The organism is Stenotrophomonas sp. Marseille-Q4652 (assembly GCF_916618915.1).
Classification (GTDB): domain Bacteria; phylum Pseudomonadota; class Gammaproteobacteria; order Xanthomonadales; family Xanthomonadaceae; genus Stenotrophomonas.
Window position 1 is genome coordinate 3,130,001 of the sequence record NZ_CAKAKE010000001.1, and the last position, 14,281, is coordinate 3,144,281.

The following is a 14,281-nucleotide window of genomic DNA, read 5'->3' on the forward strand; positions in this document are numbered from 1 at the left end:
CGGCTGGTCCGGGCATGCATTGACGGAGATTCCGATGACCAACCCGCTGCTCGATTTTTCCGGCCTGCCGCCGTTTGACCAGATCCGCGCCGAGCACGTCGGCCCGGCCATCGACGAACTGCTGGCCCGCGCCGAAGCGGCGGTGAAGGCGGCCGAAACGGTGTCGCCGGTGAGCTGGGACAGCTTCGTGGTGCCGCTGGACGACGCCACCGAGCGCCTGTACCGCGCCTGGGGCCAGGTCAGCCACCTGCAGGCCGTGGTCAATACCCCGGAGCTGCGCGAGGCCTACAACGCCAACCTGCCCAAGGTCACCCGCTTTGGCAGCGCGCTGGGCCAGAACCTGGCCCTGTTCGCCCAGTACAAGGCCTTGGCCGCCAGCGCCGAGGCCGCCGGCTACGACGCGGCGCGGCGCAAGGTGCTGGACAACGCGCTGCGTGATTTCCGCCTCGGCGGCGCCGAGCTGGACGAGGCCGGCAAGGCCCGCTTCAGCGCGATCCGCGAGGACCTGTCCGCGCTGTCGGCTAAGTTCTCGCAGAACGTGCTGGACGCCACCGATGGCTTCGCCCTGTACGTCAGCGATGTCGCCGAACTGGCCGGCCTGCCGGCCGAGGTGGTTGCCGCCGCACGCGCCGCTGCGCAGAAGGACGGCAAGGATGGCTACAAGCTGACCCTGCAGATGCCGTGCTACCTGCCGGTGCAGACCTACGCCGACAACCGCACGCTACGCGGGCAGCTGTACCGCGCCAATGCGGTGCGCGCCTCCGAATTCGGCGACGCCGCGCTGGACAACAGCGCCAACATCGACCGCATCCTCGCCCTGCGTGCCGAGCTGGCCGCCCTGCTGGGCTTTGCCAGCTATGCCGACTACTCGGTGGCGACCAAGATGGCCGACACCCCGGAGCAGGTGCTGGCCTTCCTGCGCGATCTCGCCACGCGCGCGAATCCGCACGCCCAGCGCGACCGCGCCGAACTGGAAGCGTTCGCCCGCGACGAGCTGGGCCTGGCCGAACTGGAGGCCTGGGACCTGGCCTACGCCAGCGAGAAGCTCAAGCAGGCGCGCTACAGCTATTCCGAGCAGGAGGTGAAGCAGTACTTCACCGGGGACCGGGTGCTGGCCGGCCTGTTCGACGTGATCCAGCGCCTGTACGGCCTGCAGGTGCAGGCGGACAGCGCGCCGGTATGGCACCCGGACGTGCGCTTCTACCGGCTGGTGGACGCCAGCGGCGCGCTGGTCGGCCAGTTCTACCTGGACCTGTACGCGCGCGAAGGCAAGCGCGGTGGCGCGTGGATGGATGACTGCCGCAACCGCCGCGACCGCGCCGATGGCGTTCAGACGCCGCTGGTCTACCTTGTGTGCAACTTCGGCCGCGGCACCGACGGCAAGCCGGCGACCTTCAGCCACAACGAGGTCACCACGCTGTTCCACGAGATGGGCCACGGCCTGCACCAGCTGCTGACCCGCGTCGGTGAGCTTGGCGTGGCTGGCATCAACGGCGTGGAATGGGACGCGGTGGAACTGCCCAGCCAGTTCATGGAGAACTTCTGCTGGGAGTGGGAGCGGGTGCAGGCGATGACCGCGCACGTGGATACCGGTGAGCCGCTGCCGCGCGCGCTGTTCGATCGCATGCTGGCGGCCAGAAGCTACCAGAGCGGCATGTTCACCGTGCGCCAGCTCGAGTTCGGCCTGTTCGACATGCTGCTGCACAGCTGTTTCGATCCGGCCCGCGAAAACGTGCTGGAACTGCTCGAGCGCGTGCGCGACGAGGTCGCGGTGAACCGCCCGCCGTCGTGGAACCGCTTCCCGCACCAGTTCAGCCACATCTTCGCTGGCGGCTACGCGGCCGGTTACTACAGCTACAAGTGGGCCGAGGTGCTCAGCGCCGATGCCTACGCCGCTTTCGAGGAACAGCCCGACGCCCTTTCCGATACGGGCGCGCGCTTCCTGGCCGAGGTGCTGGCGCGGGGCGGCAGCCGCAGCGCGGCGGAGAACTTCCGCGCCTTCCGCGGGCGTGATCCGAAGATCGACGCGCTGCTGCGCCACAGCGGCATGGCTGCCTGACGGCGAGCTCGCGGCCGTGGCCGATGGAGTGCGCACGCCGCGCTAGTCCCACGGCCAGAGCCAGGCCACTACCTGCGCGCGGCGTGCCGCTTGCAGGTGGGCGGGCATGGTCCGCAGGCACGGCTGGAGGCACGAATTGAGCTGGATTTCGCCGGAATTGGAACGCAGCACGGGGTTGGTTCAAACAGCCCGTGGCAGACTGCTGGCCTTGCCCGAGACCCACTCCCTGCCGGGTTCGCCATGAACAGGTTGTTGCTTGCTTCGCACTGCGCCCTGCGCTTTTCCCTGCGCCTGGCGGCCGCCGCGGCCATCGTCGGCGGCGTGATCTGGTTCCAGCCCGAGGTCGTCGAGCCGCAGGCCCAGGTCAGCAATGGGCTGAATCTGCGCACCGCGCCGGACAGGCGAGCACCTCGGCTGGCGGTGCTGCCGGTGGGATCGAAGGTGGAGATCGACAGCTGCCTGGCCGATCGCTCCTGGTGCCGGGTACGCCACGGCAGCCAGAGGGGCTGGGCCTCTGCCCAGTACCTCACTACCGCCACCAGTGGCGGCCAGATCCGGCTGGCAAAGTCCTCGGCCAGTGACCTGGAGTTGCGGATCGAACCGGCCGGCCCCAGCGGTATCTGAGTCGGCTGCATCCTCGACAGGAAAAAAAGGCCCGGCATTGCCGGGCCTTTGCATGATCGGAGCGGCGGATCAGACCCGGCCGAACACCAGCGCGGCATTGGTGCCGCCGAAACCGAAGCTGTTGGACATCACCGTATCGAGCTGGGCCTCGCGGCTTTCGCGCAGGATCGGGAAGCCTTCGGCGCGCGGGTCCAGGGTGGCGATGTTGGCCGAGCCGGCAACAAAGCCGTCGCGCATCATCAGCAGGCTGTAGATCGCCTCGTGCACCGAGGCCGCGCCCAGCGAATGGCCCGACAGCGCCTTGGTCGAGGACAGCGGCGGCACCTTGTCGCCGAACACCTCGCGCACCGCGTTGAGTTCGGTGATGTCGCCCAGCGGGGTCGAGGTGCCGTGGGTGTTGAGGTAATCGATGGGACGGTCGATGCCTTCCAGTGCCATCTTCATGCAGCGCACCGCACCCTCGCCGGACGGGGCGACCATGTCGGCGCCGTCGGAAGTGACGCCGTAGCCGATCAGCTCGGCGTGGATGCGTGCGCCGCGGGCCACGGCATGCTCGTATTCCTCCAGCACCAGCATGCCGGCGCCGCCGGCGATGACGAAGCCGTCGCGGTCGGCGTCATACGGACGCGAGGCGGTGGCCGGGGTGTCGTTGAAGCCGGTGGACAGCGCGCCCATCGCGTCGAACATCATCGACATCGACCAGTGCAGGTCCTCCCCGCCGCCGGCCAGGACCACGTCCTGCGCGCCGTGGCGGATCAGGTCCGCAGCCGCGCCGATGCAGTGCGCCGAGGTGGCGCAGGCGGCCGACAGCGAATAGCTCACGCCCTTGATCGAGAACGCGGTGGCCAGGTTGGCCGACACGGTGGAGCACATCGTGCGCGGCACCATGTACGGGCCGACCTTGCGCACACCGCGGTTGCGCAGCAGGTCGGCCGCTTCCACCTGCCACTGGCTGGAGCCGCCGCCGGAACCGGCGATCAGTCCGGTACGCACGTTGCTGACCTGGGCCGGCTCCAGCGCGGCATCGGCGATGGCATCGCGCATGGCGATGTAGCTGTAGGCCGCCGCATCGCTCATGAAACGCTTGAGCTTGCGGTCGATCTGCGCCTCCAGGTCGATCTCCACCGCGCCGCCCACCTGGCTGCGCAGGCCGGCCTCGGCGTGGTCGGGCAGGTGGCGGATGCCGGGGCGCAGTTCGCGCAGGGCGCTGGAAACCGTGTCCAGATCGTTGCCCAGGCACGAGGTGATGCCCATGCCGGTAATGACGACGCGACGCATCAGAAGCTCTCCGTCGAGGTGAAAAGGCCGACCTTCAGGTCACGGGCGGTGTAGATCTCGCGGCCATCGACCAGCATGCGGGCATCGGCCTGGGCCATGACCAGCTTGCGGTTGATCACGCGGCTGATGTCGACCTCGTACTGCACCAGCTTCGCGCTGGGCAGCACCTGGCCGGTGAACTTGACCTCGCCCACGCCCAGCGCGCGGCCGCGGCCCTCGGCCCCGAGCCAGGTGAGGAAGAAGCCGGTCAGCTGCCACATCGCATCCAGGCCCAGGCAGCCGGGCATCACCGGGTCGCCGATGAAGTGGCAGCCGAAGAACCAGAGGTCCGGGGTGATGTCCAGTTCCGCCCGCACCATGCCCTTGCCATGGGGCCCGCCGTCCTCGCGGATCTCGGTGATCCGGTCGAACACCAGCATCGGGTCATTGGGCAGGCGGCCCTTGTTGGGGCCGAACAGTTCGCCGCGCGCGCTGGCAAGCAGCTGGTCGCGCGCGAACGCATGCAGACGGGTCATGGGCAATCCATACGGGGGTTCAGCCGGCGAGGATGCGTCAGGGTCGGGGATCAATCAATCGTTTTAATCGAACGGTGGCGTATGTTCGGCGGAGATCGCCGGCGTTCACGCATGTATCACACCAGCACGTTACCGACACATTTGTAAGGACAAGTGTGCATTTACCGGCTGCAGCTATGATGTTGGCAGCCGTTGCGGACGTTGAAGTGAGCCCACCACGCAAGATCATCCACGTCGACATGGACGCCTTCTACGCGTCCGTGGAGCAGCGTGACGACCCCGCTCTGCGCGGCCGTCCGGTGGTGGTGGCCTGGCGCGGGGCGCGCTCGGTGGTGTGCGCGGCCTCTTACGAGGCCCGGGTCTTCGGGGTGCGCTCGGCAATGCCCGCGCTGCGGGCCGAGCGCCTGTGTCCGGATGCGGTATTCGTGCCGCCGGACTTCACCCGCTACAAGGCGGTGTCGCGGCAGGTGCGGGAGATCTTCCTGCGCCACACCGCGCTGGTGGAGCCGCTGTCGCTGGACGAGGCCTATCTGGACGTCACCGCGTCGCCCAGCCACGGCGGCATCGCCACCGCCATCGCCCAGACCATCCGCGAGCAGATCCGCGAGGAAACCTCGCTGACCGCCTCGGCCGGGATCGCGCCCAACAAGTTCCTGGCCAAGATCGCCTCGGACTGGCGCAAGCCCGATGGCCAGTTCGTGATCCCGCCCTCGCGCGTGCAGCGCTTCCTGATGCCGCTGCCGGTCAACCGCGTGCCGGGGGTGGGCAAGGTGATGGAAGGCAAGCTGGCGGCGCTGGGCATCACCACCGTCGGCCAGCTGCACGCGCTGCCGCTGCCCGAACTGGAGCAGCGCTTCGGCAGCTTTGGGCGCAGCCTGTACAACCGCGCGCGTGGCATCGACGAGCGGCCGGTCGAACCGGACCAGCCGGTGCAGTCGATCTCCTCCGAGGACACCTTCGCCGAGGACCTGCCGCTGGAAGCGCTGGGCCGGGCCATCGCCCAGCTGGCCGAAAAGACCTGGAACGCGACCCGCAAGACCGAACGCGTCGGTCACACCGTGGTGCTCAAGCTCAAGACCGCGCAGTTCCGCATCCTCACCCGCAGCTACACGCCCGAGGCACCGCCGTCCTCGCTGGAGGAGCTGCGGCAGATCGCGCTGGCCCTGCGCGAGCGCGTGCAGCTGCCCGAAGACACCCGTTACCGTTTGGTCGGCGTGGGCCTGTCCGGCTTCCGCGAACCGGAGCAGGTGGCCGTGCAGGGCAACCTGTTCGACACGCTGCCGCAGGACTGATCAATCGCGCGTGCATGCAAGCGGTGACGGCCGCTGCCGGGCGCGTCGCTAGAATGCGCGTCCCCCCGTGCCTGGAGAATGTGTTGGACGCAGCCGCCGTGATCTTCGACCTCGATGGCACCCTGGTGGACAGCGCGGCGGACATCGCCGAAGCGGTCAATCGCACCCTGGCCGACCATGGCCTGCCGCGGGTCGACGAGGCGCGCGTACGCAGCTGGATCGGCGATGGCGTCGGCAGCCTGGTGCGCACGGCGCTGGCCGATGCCGGCAGCGCGCTGGCGGTGGACGAGGTGCTGCCCGGCTTCATGGTCCACTACCGGCAGTGCCTGCTGCGCAGCCCGGCGCTGTATCCGGGCGTGGTACCGGCGCTGCAGGCACTGCGCGAGCGCGGCGTGCCGCTGGCGATCTGCACCAACAAGCCGTCGGCGATGCTGCCGCCGCTGCTGGACCACCTGCAGATCGACACCTGCTTCGACGTGGTGATCGGGGGCGACTCACTACCCGAGCGCAAGCCCAGCGCCGCACCGCTGCTCCACCTGTGCAAGCACTTCGACGTGGCGCCTGCGCAGTGCCTGATGGTCGGTGATTCGGCCACCGACCTGGGCGCCGCGCGCGCGGCCGGCATGCCGATCGCGCTGGTGCGTTACGGCTATCCGCGTGACCTGGACCTGGAACAGGCCGGGGCGGTGGCGCTGGTCGACGACCTGCGCGAACTGTTCGGCGGCGACGTTGCCGCCTGAGGAAGCCGGCGCCCAGGAAGGCGCCGGCCAATGGCTCAGTGGGCCGGGCGGTAACGCAGGCCCAGCTGGTACTCGCGCCCGGGCTGGTTGTACCAGGCGATGGTTTCGTACTGGCGGTCGAACACGTTGCTGGCGCGGGCCTGCAGCGTCCACGCCGGGTTGAGCGCGTACTCCAGACGCAGGTCCACGGTGCCGTAACCGGCCAGGCGCACGCTGTTGGCGGCATCGTCGAATCGGTGGCCGTTGCCGATGACGGTGACGCCGGCACGCAGCGCGCCGAAGCGGCGGTCCACGTCCAGCCGTGCGCTGCTGCGGGCGCGGCGGATCAGCCAGTTGTCGTGAGTGAAGGACCCGGCGGTGCGGTCGCGCGGATCGGTGAAGCTGGCCTGCGCCTCGATCTCCCAGCCGGCCAGGGTGACGAAGCCGGTGGCTTCCACGCCGCGGATGCGCGCCTCGTTGACGTTGACCAGGTTGAAGCTGTCGTCATAGCCGATCAGCTGCTCGATGCGGGTTTCGTAGGCATCGATGCCCCAGCGCCAGTCCTCGCCATGCTGGGCAATACCGAGGTTGGCGCTGCGCGATTCCTCCGGCTTGAGCGCCGGATTGCTGAAGCCCGGGTAGTACAGGTCGTTGAAGGTCGGCGCCTTGAAGCCGGTGCCGACGCTGGCGGTCAGGCGCAGGCCGTGGCCCAGCGCCCAGCCCCAGCCGAGGCTGCCGGTGGCATGGTTGCCGAACTGCTGGTTGTCGTCATTGCGCACGCTGGCCTGCAGGGTGTGCGCGCCGAACCGGGCCTGGTATTCGACGAAGACGCCGAGGTTGTCGCGGCGCGCGCGATCGAACACCAGGTCGCTGGCAATGCGGTCTTCGTACCAGTCCACGCCAGCGGTCAGCAATTGCGTGTCGGCGAGCTGGTGGTCGGCCTGCAGCGAGGCGATGTCGCGGCGGGTCTCGAAGCGGCTGGCGAACACGCGGCTGCCGGCGTCGGCGAAATAGTTGTCGGCCTCGTCGCGGGTACGGCCGGCCTGCGCGGTCACGGTCAGCGCATCCAGCGGATTCCAGCGCAGCTTGCCGCCCAGCACCTGCTGCCGGTTCTCGGCCTCGTTGCCGCCGAAGATGCTGCCGTCGTATTCGTTGAAGCTGCTCACGTCGAGCAGGTGGGCTTCCAGCTGCACTGTCTCGGCCAGCGCGTAGCCGCCGCGCAGGTTGAGCGAGGTATTGCGGTAGCCATCGCGGTCGGGCTCGTCGGCATAGCAGCCGGCGCCCCAGCCGGCGGCGGTGCCGCGGCAGGCGTCGATGCCGTCGGTGGCCTGCCAGGCACCCTGTGCCGAGATCCAGCCACGCTCACCGCGCTGGCTGAAACCGGCGCTGGCCTGGCGCAGCTGGTTGCTGCCGGCGGCCAGGCTCAGGTTCTGCTGCAGGCCCTTGGCCGCGGCGCGGGTGAACACCTGGATCACGCCACCGATGGCCTCCGAGCCGTACAGGCTGGAACGCGGGCCGCGCACGATCTCGATCCGCTCGATCTGCTCCAGCGGCAGGTCCTGCGGGGTCGGCATGCCGTTGTTGGCCGAGCCCATGCGCACGCCATCGACCAGCACCAGGGTGTGGGCGGAATTGGTACCGCGCAGGAACAGCGAGCTCAGCTTGCCGGCGCCGCCCTGGTTGGTCAGGCCGATACCGGCGCGACCCTGCAGCAGCTGGATCAGCGAGGTGGCCTGGCTGCGCTCGATCGCGGCGCGGTCGATCACTTGCACCGGCACCACGCTGTCCTGCACGGGCACGGCGGTGCGGGTGGCGGCGACCACGACTTCATCCAGCTCGGTGGCCGGCTGCTGGGCCAGCGCCATGCCGGGCAGGGCCAGCGTCATCGCAAGGGAAAGGGGGTGGAACGGCTTCATCGGGTTCTCCTGGCATCGCGCACGCCCGCGCGGCCTTGGGCAAGGGGCGGTTGCAGTGCAGGAGGGAAGAAGCGCGACAGGCGCATCGTGCAGGCACGGCGCGTTTGCCGCTGCCATGCCCGCCGCATCGCAACCAGTCGTCTTCCGGGCCGGTCTCCGGACTTGCAGGTCGGTGCGATGCACCGCTTCCGCGCGCCTTCCCATGCCGAAGCACAGTGGCCGATGCGTGGAATCGTCCTGCTTACCGTTGCGGGGGCAGTGCCGGAATGGCCGCAGCGGTCATGCCGCTGCCGGATTCACCGGCTTCCCGTTTCAACCCGTCGCCGTGGCGGCAGGTCACCTGGAAGTGCGCGCAGTCTAGGCCATCGGCCGGTGGGGCGGCAAAGGAAAATGGGGAGGCAACTGTCAGTCGAGCAGGTCGGTGTCGTCCTGCGCCGGTTCGTCACCCTCGCCGGGTGCAACGACCTCGGTCGAGTACACCGGGCCCGAGGCCGGGCCGGGACGCTTGAGCGGCTGCACGGCGATGATCGCCTCGTACTCGGCCACCAGCTGCTGGCGCCTGGCCACCGGCAGCTCCTGCCAGTGGCAACCAAGCAGGGCCGCCTCCAGCGAATACAGCAGGTTGAGGCTGGGCTTGAAGCCGGCGCGGCGGACCTTGACGAAGGCCACCACCGCGCCGGTGTCGATCAGGTCCTGCTGGGTATGCAGGCCGACCTGGCGCAGCCAGGCCGCACTCTTGGGGCCGATGTTGCGCAGCCCCGAGGTACTCATTGCAGCGCCTCGATCCAGGCCTGGGCGATGGCTTCCAGGCCCTGTTGGTCCTCGGCATCGAAGCGCCCCGGCAGCGGGCTGTCCAGGTCGAACACGCCGACCAGCTCGCCATTGCGCACCAGTGGCACCACCAGTTCCGAACGCGAGGCCGCGTCGCAGGCGATATGGCCGGGGAAGGCGTGCACGTCCTCGACCCGCTGGGTCTGCCGCGTGCTTGCCGCCGCGCCGCACACGCCCTTGTGCAGGGGGATGCGCACGCAGGCCGGCAGGCCCTGGAACGGACCAACCACCAGCTCGTTACCGTCGTAGAAGTAGAAGCCCACCCAGTTCAGGTCGGGCAGCGAGTGGTAGACCAGCGCCGACAGGTTGGCGGCGTTGGCGATGCGGTCGTGCTCGCCGTACAGCAGGCCGCGGGCCTGCTCCAGCAGCTGTGCGTATTGTTCCGGCTTGCTGCCGGAGAGCGTGGATGCAGTGAACATCGGTCGAGTTTAGACGGCGCTGCGGCTGGGTGGGAGGGCGGCAGCGGGACGATGGGTTGCGGTCCCGGCAGGGTCAGGGGATCCTGCGCGGCCTTCCGGCCCGTGTCATGCCTCCATGTCCCTGCTGCCCGCGCTCTACATCACCGGTACCGATACTGGCATTGGCAAGACCTTCGCCAGTTGTGCCCTGCTGCATGCCTTTCGCCAGCGTGGCGCGCGTGCGGTGGGAATGAAGCCGGTGGCCAGTGGCTGCGAGCGCACCCCGGCCGGTTGGCGCAACGAGGACGCGCTGGCGCTGCAGGCGGCCAGCGAGCCGACGCCGGCCTACGACGACCTCAATCCGTTCGCGCTGCCCGCGCCGCTGGCCCCGGAGATCGCCGCGGCCGAAGCCGGCGTTGAGCTCTCGATGCCGCCACTGCTGGCTGCCTTCGGGCATCTGCGCGACGAAGCGGACACCGTGGTGGTGGAAGGTGTTGGCGGCTGGTTGGCGCCACTCTCCGCCACGCTGGACCAGGCCGACCTGGTGCACGCGCTGCAGTTGCCGGTGGTGATGGTGGTCGGTATGCGCCTGGGCTGCCTCAACCACGCGCGACTGACTGCGCAGGCGATTGCCGCCTCCGGCGCGTGCTGCATCGGCTGGATCGCCAACGAGGTCGATCCGCAGATGGCGCGCCGCGACGAGAACTTCGCCCTGCTGCAGGCGCGGCTGCCGATGCCGTGCTGGGGCCGGCTGCCATACGCCCCGGGCGCCGACCCGGCCAGCATCGCCGCGCATCTGGCCATTGCCGGCAGCGGTCGCGAATGAGCGGATAAAAAAAGGCCCGGCAGAGGGAGGGATCTGTCGGGCCTTTGGATTGCATGGGGGGAGGGGACCCATGCAAATTCGGTTGTAGGTACGTCAACGCGCCTTGCGTGTTTTCCCGGTCGCGGCCGGGGAGCGGACCAATTCGCCCAGCGCCTCGCTGGTCTTCAGGCCCAGTCCCAGCACCTCTTGGCTGGCCGTGGCCAGGCGCTCGAGGTTGTCACGGGCAAGCTGCAGGCCCTTGGGCAGCAGCTCGCTGTAACCGTCATTGCCCGCTTCGACTACCTCGCCGAGGAATCCGGCAGTGGCAGTGGCGTTCTTCTCGAAGGTCTTCAACTGCACGCCAAAGGCACTTTCGGCCGTTTCCAGCGCCAGGCGGTTGGCCCGGGTGGCGGCAGCGGCGAACTGCTGGGTGTAGCTGCTGAAGGCTTCGTTGAACTGGGCGGACATCGGGTGATCTCCGGAAACAACGCTGTTGCAATGCAACATACGCCCTTTCTGGTGCGATGCAACAGATATTTCGCGATCCGCCCGGAGCAGTTCATTCGATGTTCTGAAACCATGAACCGCGTCGCGTTTTCACAGCGTTTGGCGGCTCAGCCGCGGTAGCGGCAGCCCGAGGTGCAGGTTTCGTGCACGGTCACCTCGCTCAGTTGCGGCAGCGCCGGCTTCAGCCGGTCCCAGATCCACATCGCCAGCACCTCGCTGGTCGGGTTCTCCAGCCCCGGGATGTCATTGAGGTAGTGGTGGTCGAGCTGGTCGTACAGCGGCTGGAAGGCGGCCTTGAGGTCGCCGAAGTCCATGATCCAGCCGGTGTCCGGGCCGGGTTCGCCGGCCACCTCGATGCGCACGCGGAACGAATGGCCGTGCAGCCGCGCGCACTTGTGGCCCGGCGGGACATTGGGCAGGCGGTGGGCCGCTTCCAGGGTGAAGTCTTTGAAGATTTCCATGCGCCAAGTTTAAGCGCGTGCGGGTGCGCGCCCGCATCCGACAGTGGTTGCGAATGAAATATTTGTCCATCCGGATGAAGAGATGTATGTTCTCTTATATCCGTATGAAGAGATGTCATTAGCCGTGGCTTGTTCCGGCATGACCCAATGCGGACCTCCCCCTCGTTCGTGCAGGTGCAGTCCCCGATGTTCAACAAGACCACCCTCTCGGCCGCATTGAGCGCGGCCCTGGCCACTTCATCCCCCGCTTTCGCCGAAACCGCTGCTCCTGCCGACGGCAGCAAGACCCTGGCGGCCGTGCAGGTCACCGGCTCCAACATCAAACGCACCGAAACCGAGGGCGCCAACCCGGTGCAGGTGATCAGCCAGGAGCAGATCGCCGAATCGGGCAAGCTCACCGTCGCCGACCTGCTGCGCTCGATCTCGGCCAACACCGGCAACTCGACCAACGAGACCACCAACAACGGCTGGTCCTCTGGCGCCGCCGGCATCGGCCTGCGCGGGCTGAGCACCAAGAACACGCTGATCCTGCTCAACGGCCGCCGCCTGGCCAATTACGGCTTCCCCAACGGCGGCCTGTCGGACACCTTCGTCAACCTCAACGCGCTGCCGCTGGTGGCGGTCGAGCGCATCGAGGTGCTCAAGGACGGCGCCAGCGCGGTGTATGGCTCGGACGCGGTGGCCGGCGTGGTCAACATCATCACCCGGCAAAGCTTCGAAGGGGCCGAGATCGGTGGCAGCATCGGGCGCTCGGGCGAGGGCGACATGGACACGCAGACCGTCAAGTTCGTCGGCGGCATCGGCGACCTGGACGAGGACGGCTACAACATCCTGGTCTCGCTGGAGGGCTACAACCGCGACCGCCTGGATCACAGCCAGCGCGGCCTTACCGCCTCGGGCGACTACAGCCACCTGCCCGGCGGCACCCGCAGCGGCTGGTCGGCCAAGGGCGCGCGCTTCCTGGTCGGCGGCGTGTCGGTGCCGTTCCTCGATGCCGACGGCAACTGCCCGGACGGTACCGTGCTCACCGCCAGCGCGCCGATCGACGGCCGTGCCGGCGATACCTGCGCCTACAACCTCAACGACTACAGCACCCTGATTCCCTCGACCAAGCGCTGGCAGGCCTACGTCAACGGCACCTTCCGCCTCAATGACAGCGTCGATGCGTTCGGCGAGGTGCTCTACAGCGACATCAAGGGAACCTCGTGGTTCGGCTCCAGCCCGTACTTCACGCTGGAGTCCGGTCGCTTCGCGCTCAACGCCGACACCGGCCTGGCCGAACCGATCCCGGCCATCCTGCCGGCATCCAATCCGTACAACCCGTACGGCCGCGATGTGTCGCTGGAGTACACGTTCTTCAACCTCGGCCCGACCTTCAAGACCAACCGCTCCACCGCGCTGCGCGGCGTGGGTGGCCTGCGCGGCAAGGGCGAGGTGTGGGACTGGGAAGTGGCCGCGTTCGGCGCCAGCAGCCGCGAGCGCGAAACCGTGTCCGGCGGCTTCGCCAACCGCTGGGCGCTGGCCGACGCGCTGGCAACCGGCAGCTACAACCTCGTCGATCCGGCCGCGACCCCGCAGTCGGTAATCGACTCGATCGCGTTGTCCACGCTGCGTCCGGCCGATTCCAAACTGTACGGCGTCGACGCCAAGGCCACCCGCACCCTGGCCGAACTGGAGCACGGCAGCGTCGGCTTCGCCGCCGGCTACGAGTTCCGCCACGAGAAGCTCGACTCCTGGAACCCCTGGCAGATCGACGCCGGCCTGCAGATCCGCCCGGCCATCGCCGAGGTGCACGGCGAGCGCGACGTGCATGCCGTCTACGCCGAGGTCGTGGCCCCGCTGGCGCGCGGGCTGGAAGTGGACGCGGCGGTGCGCGGCGACCACTACGACGATTTCGGCAATGCGGTCTCGCCCAAGCTGGGCGTGCGCTGGCAGCCCACCGACTGGGTGCTGCTGCGCGCATCGGCCTCGCGCGGCTTCCGTGCGCCCTCGCTGTCGGAGAACTCGAACTCGACGATGATTTCCTACACAACCTCCGGTGTGATCGACCCCTACGATCCCGACCAGCCCGGCGGCCGCGTCAGCCCGACCTTCTTCACCATCGGCAACACCGATCTGGAGCCGGAGAAGACCCGCAGTTTCAACGCCGGCGTGGTGTTCTCGCCGGGTGCCAACACCTCGCTGAGCGTGGACTGGTACAGGATCAAGGTCGACAACGTGATCGGCTCGGGCAACACCACCACCATCATCGAGCGCAACGATCCGGCGGACGTGGTGCGCGATGCCAACGGCAAGCTCCAGGCCGTGTACAACCGCTACCAGAACCTGAGCGAGCTGCAGACCTCGGGCGTGGACGTGGAGCTGCGCCAGCGCTGGGCCACGGAGAACGCCGGCACTTTCACCCTGGGCAGCGCGCTGACCTACGTGATCGACTACAAGCGCCCGCAGGTGATCGGCGGACCGCTGGTGGACTACGCCGGCTCCAACCGCGGCGCCACGCTGCCCGACACCAAGGCCACCACCACGCTGGACTGGAGCGTGGGCGACTGGCGCACGGCACTGACCTGGTACTACACCGGCGGTTACGACCAACAAGGCAGCGCCGCAGCCAGGGCGGTGCAGAAGGAAGTGGCCAGCTACAGCCAGTTCGACCTGTACCTCGGTTATGCCGGCTTCGAGGGCTGGAACCTGTACGCCAAGGTGCAGAACCTGGCCGACAGGGAGCCGCCGTTCGATGCCACCTATCCGGGCATCCGCGCGCCGTACGACTTCAGCCAGTACGACCTGCGCGGCCGCTACTTCACCGTCGGCTTCGACTACCGGTTCTGACGATCCCGATGCCGCCGGGATCCGGCGGCGGCATCCCGCTTCCAGCG

The 14,281-nt window shown here is 68.4% G+C and carries 13 protein-coding genes and 1 riboswitch; of the genes, 6 read left to right on the top strand and 7 right to left on the bottom strand.

Features of this window, described 5'->3' with window-relative positions; genetic code table 11:
- Window positions 1-34 precede the first annotated feature (34 nt).
- Together LG380_RS14840 and LG380_RS14845 are read left to right on the top strand one after the other, a co-directional pair.
- Entirely contained in the window at window positions 35-2,059 is a 2,025-nt protein-coding gene (locus LG380_RS14840) for a M3 family metallopeptidase (RefSeq protein ID WP_225766139.1), read from the top strand.
- A 240-nt stretch (window positions 2,060-2,299) separates the two neighbouring features.
- Window positions 2,300-2,683 (top strand): SH3 domain-containing protein, encoded by a 384-nt coding sequence (locus tag LG380_RS14845; RefSeq protein ID WP_225766140.1) that lies wholly within the window; start codon window positions 2,300-2,302, stop codon window positions 2,681-2,683.
- A gap of 69 nt (window positions 2,684-2,752) precedes the next feature.
- On the opposite strand, the gene fabB is transcribed toward LG380_RS14845, so the two are convergent.
- The gene (gene fabB / locus LG380_RS14850; RefSeq protein ID WP_225766141.1) at window positions 2,753-3,961 is read right to left on the bottom strand and encodes a beta-ketoacyl-ACP synthase I; all 1,209 of its coding nucleotides are present in this window, start codon (window positions 3,959-3,961) and stop codon (window positions 2,753-2,755) included.
- The gene (gene fabA, locus LG380_RS14855) at window positions 3,961-4,476 is read right to left on the bottom strand and encodes a 3-hydroxyacyl-[acyl-carrier-protein] dehydratase FabA (protein WP_225766142.1); all 516 of its coding nucleotides are present in this window, start codon (window positions 4,474-4,476) and stop codon (window positions 3,961-3,963) included. Before fabA ends, fabB begins: the two co-directional genes overlap by 1 nt.
- 206 nt (window positions 4,477-4,682) lie before the next feature.
- Here fabA and dinB point away from each other — a divergent pair, with 206 nt between their 5' ends.
- A complete protein-coding gene (gene dinB / locus LG380_RS14860; RefSeq protein WP_225766143.1) occupies window positions 4,683-5,768 on the top strand; it encodes a DNA polymerase IV in 1,086 nt (361 codons plus the stop codon).
- A gap of 83 nt (window positions 5,769-5,851) precedes the next feature.
- Window positions 5,852-6,508, top strand: coding sequence for a phosphoglycolate phosphatase (gph, locus tag LG380_RS14865; RefSeq protein ID WP_225766144.1), 657 nt, complete (start codon window positions 5,852-5,854; stop codon window positions 6,506-6,508).
- A 35-nt stretch (window positions 6,509-6,543) separates the two neighbouring features.
- Here the strand turns inward: gph and btuB are convergent, their stop codons facing one another.
- From btuB to LG380_RS14880, 3 genes are all read right to left on the bottom strand, one after another.
- A complete protein-coding gene (gene btuB, locus LG380_RS14870; protein ID WP_225766145.1) occupies window positions 6,544-8,403 on the bottom strand; it encodes a TonB-dependent vitamin B12 receptor in 1,860 nt (619 codons plus the stop codon).
- Window positions 8,404-8,532: 129 nt separating this feature from the next.
- A riboswitch (cobalamin riboswitch) is annotated at window positions 8,533-8,762 on the bottom strand.
- Between the two features lie 46 nt (window positions 8,763-8,808).
- Window positions 8,809-9,174, bottom strand: coding sequence for a TfoX/Sxy family protein (locus LG380_RS14875; RefSeq protein WP_225766146.1), 366 nt, complete (start codon window positions 9,172-9,174; stop codon window positions 8,809-8,811).
- Window positions 9,171-9,653, bottom strand: coding sequence for a GAF domain-containing protein (locus LG380_RS14880; protein ID WP_225766147.1), 483 nt, complete (start codon window positions 9,651-9,653; stop codon window positions 9,171-9,173). The genes LG380_RS14875 and LG380_RS14880 overlap by 4 nt, the downstream gene beginning before the upstream one ends.
- 115 nt (window positions 9,654-9,768) lie before the next feature.
- On the opposite strand from LG380_RS14880, the gene bioD reads away from it, so the two are divergent.
- Window positions 9,769-10,458 carry a dethiobiotin synthase gene (bioD, locus tag LG380_RS14885; protein ID WP_225766149.1) on the top strand — a complete coding sequence of 230 codons (690 nt, stop codon included), beginning with the start codon at window positions 9,769-9,771 and terminating at the stop codon, window positions 10,456-10,458.
- Window positions 10,459-10,551: 93 nt separating this feature from the next.
- Here the strand turns inward: bioD and LG380_RS14890 are convergent, their stop codons facing one another.
- Window positions 10,552-10,905 carry a phasin family protein gene (locus tag LG380_RS14890; RefSeq protein ID WP_225766152.1) on the bottom strand — a complete coding sequence of 118 codons (354 nt, stop codon included), beginning with the start codon at window positions 10,903-10,905 and terminating at the stop codon, window positions 10,552-10,554.
- A gap of 146 nt (window positions 10,906-11,051) precedes the next feature.
- Window positions 11,052-11,405 (bottom strand): 6-carboxytetrahydropterin synthase QueD, encoded by a 354-nt coding sequence (queD, locus tag LG380_RS14895; protein ID WP_225766154.1) that lies wholly within the window; start codon window positions 11,403-11,405, stop codon window positions 11,052-11,054.
- 186 nt (window positions 11,406-11,591) lie between these two features.
- On the opposite strand from queD, the gene LG380_RS14900 reads away from it, so the two are divergent.
- Window positions 11,592-14,234, top strand: a complete 2,643-nt coding sequence (locus LG380_RS14900; protein WP_318780095.1) for a TonB-dependent receptor — start codon at window positions 11,592-11,594, stop codon at window positions 14,232-14,234.
- Window positions 14,235-14,281 lie beyond the last annotated feature (47 nt).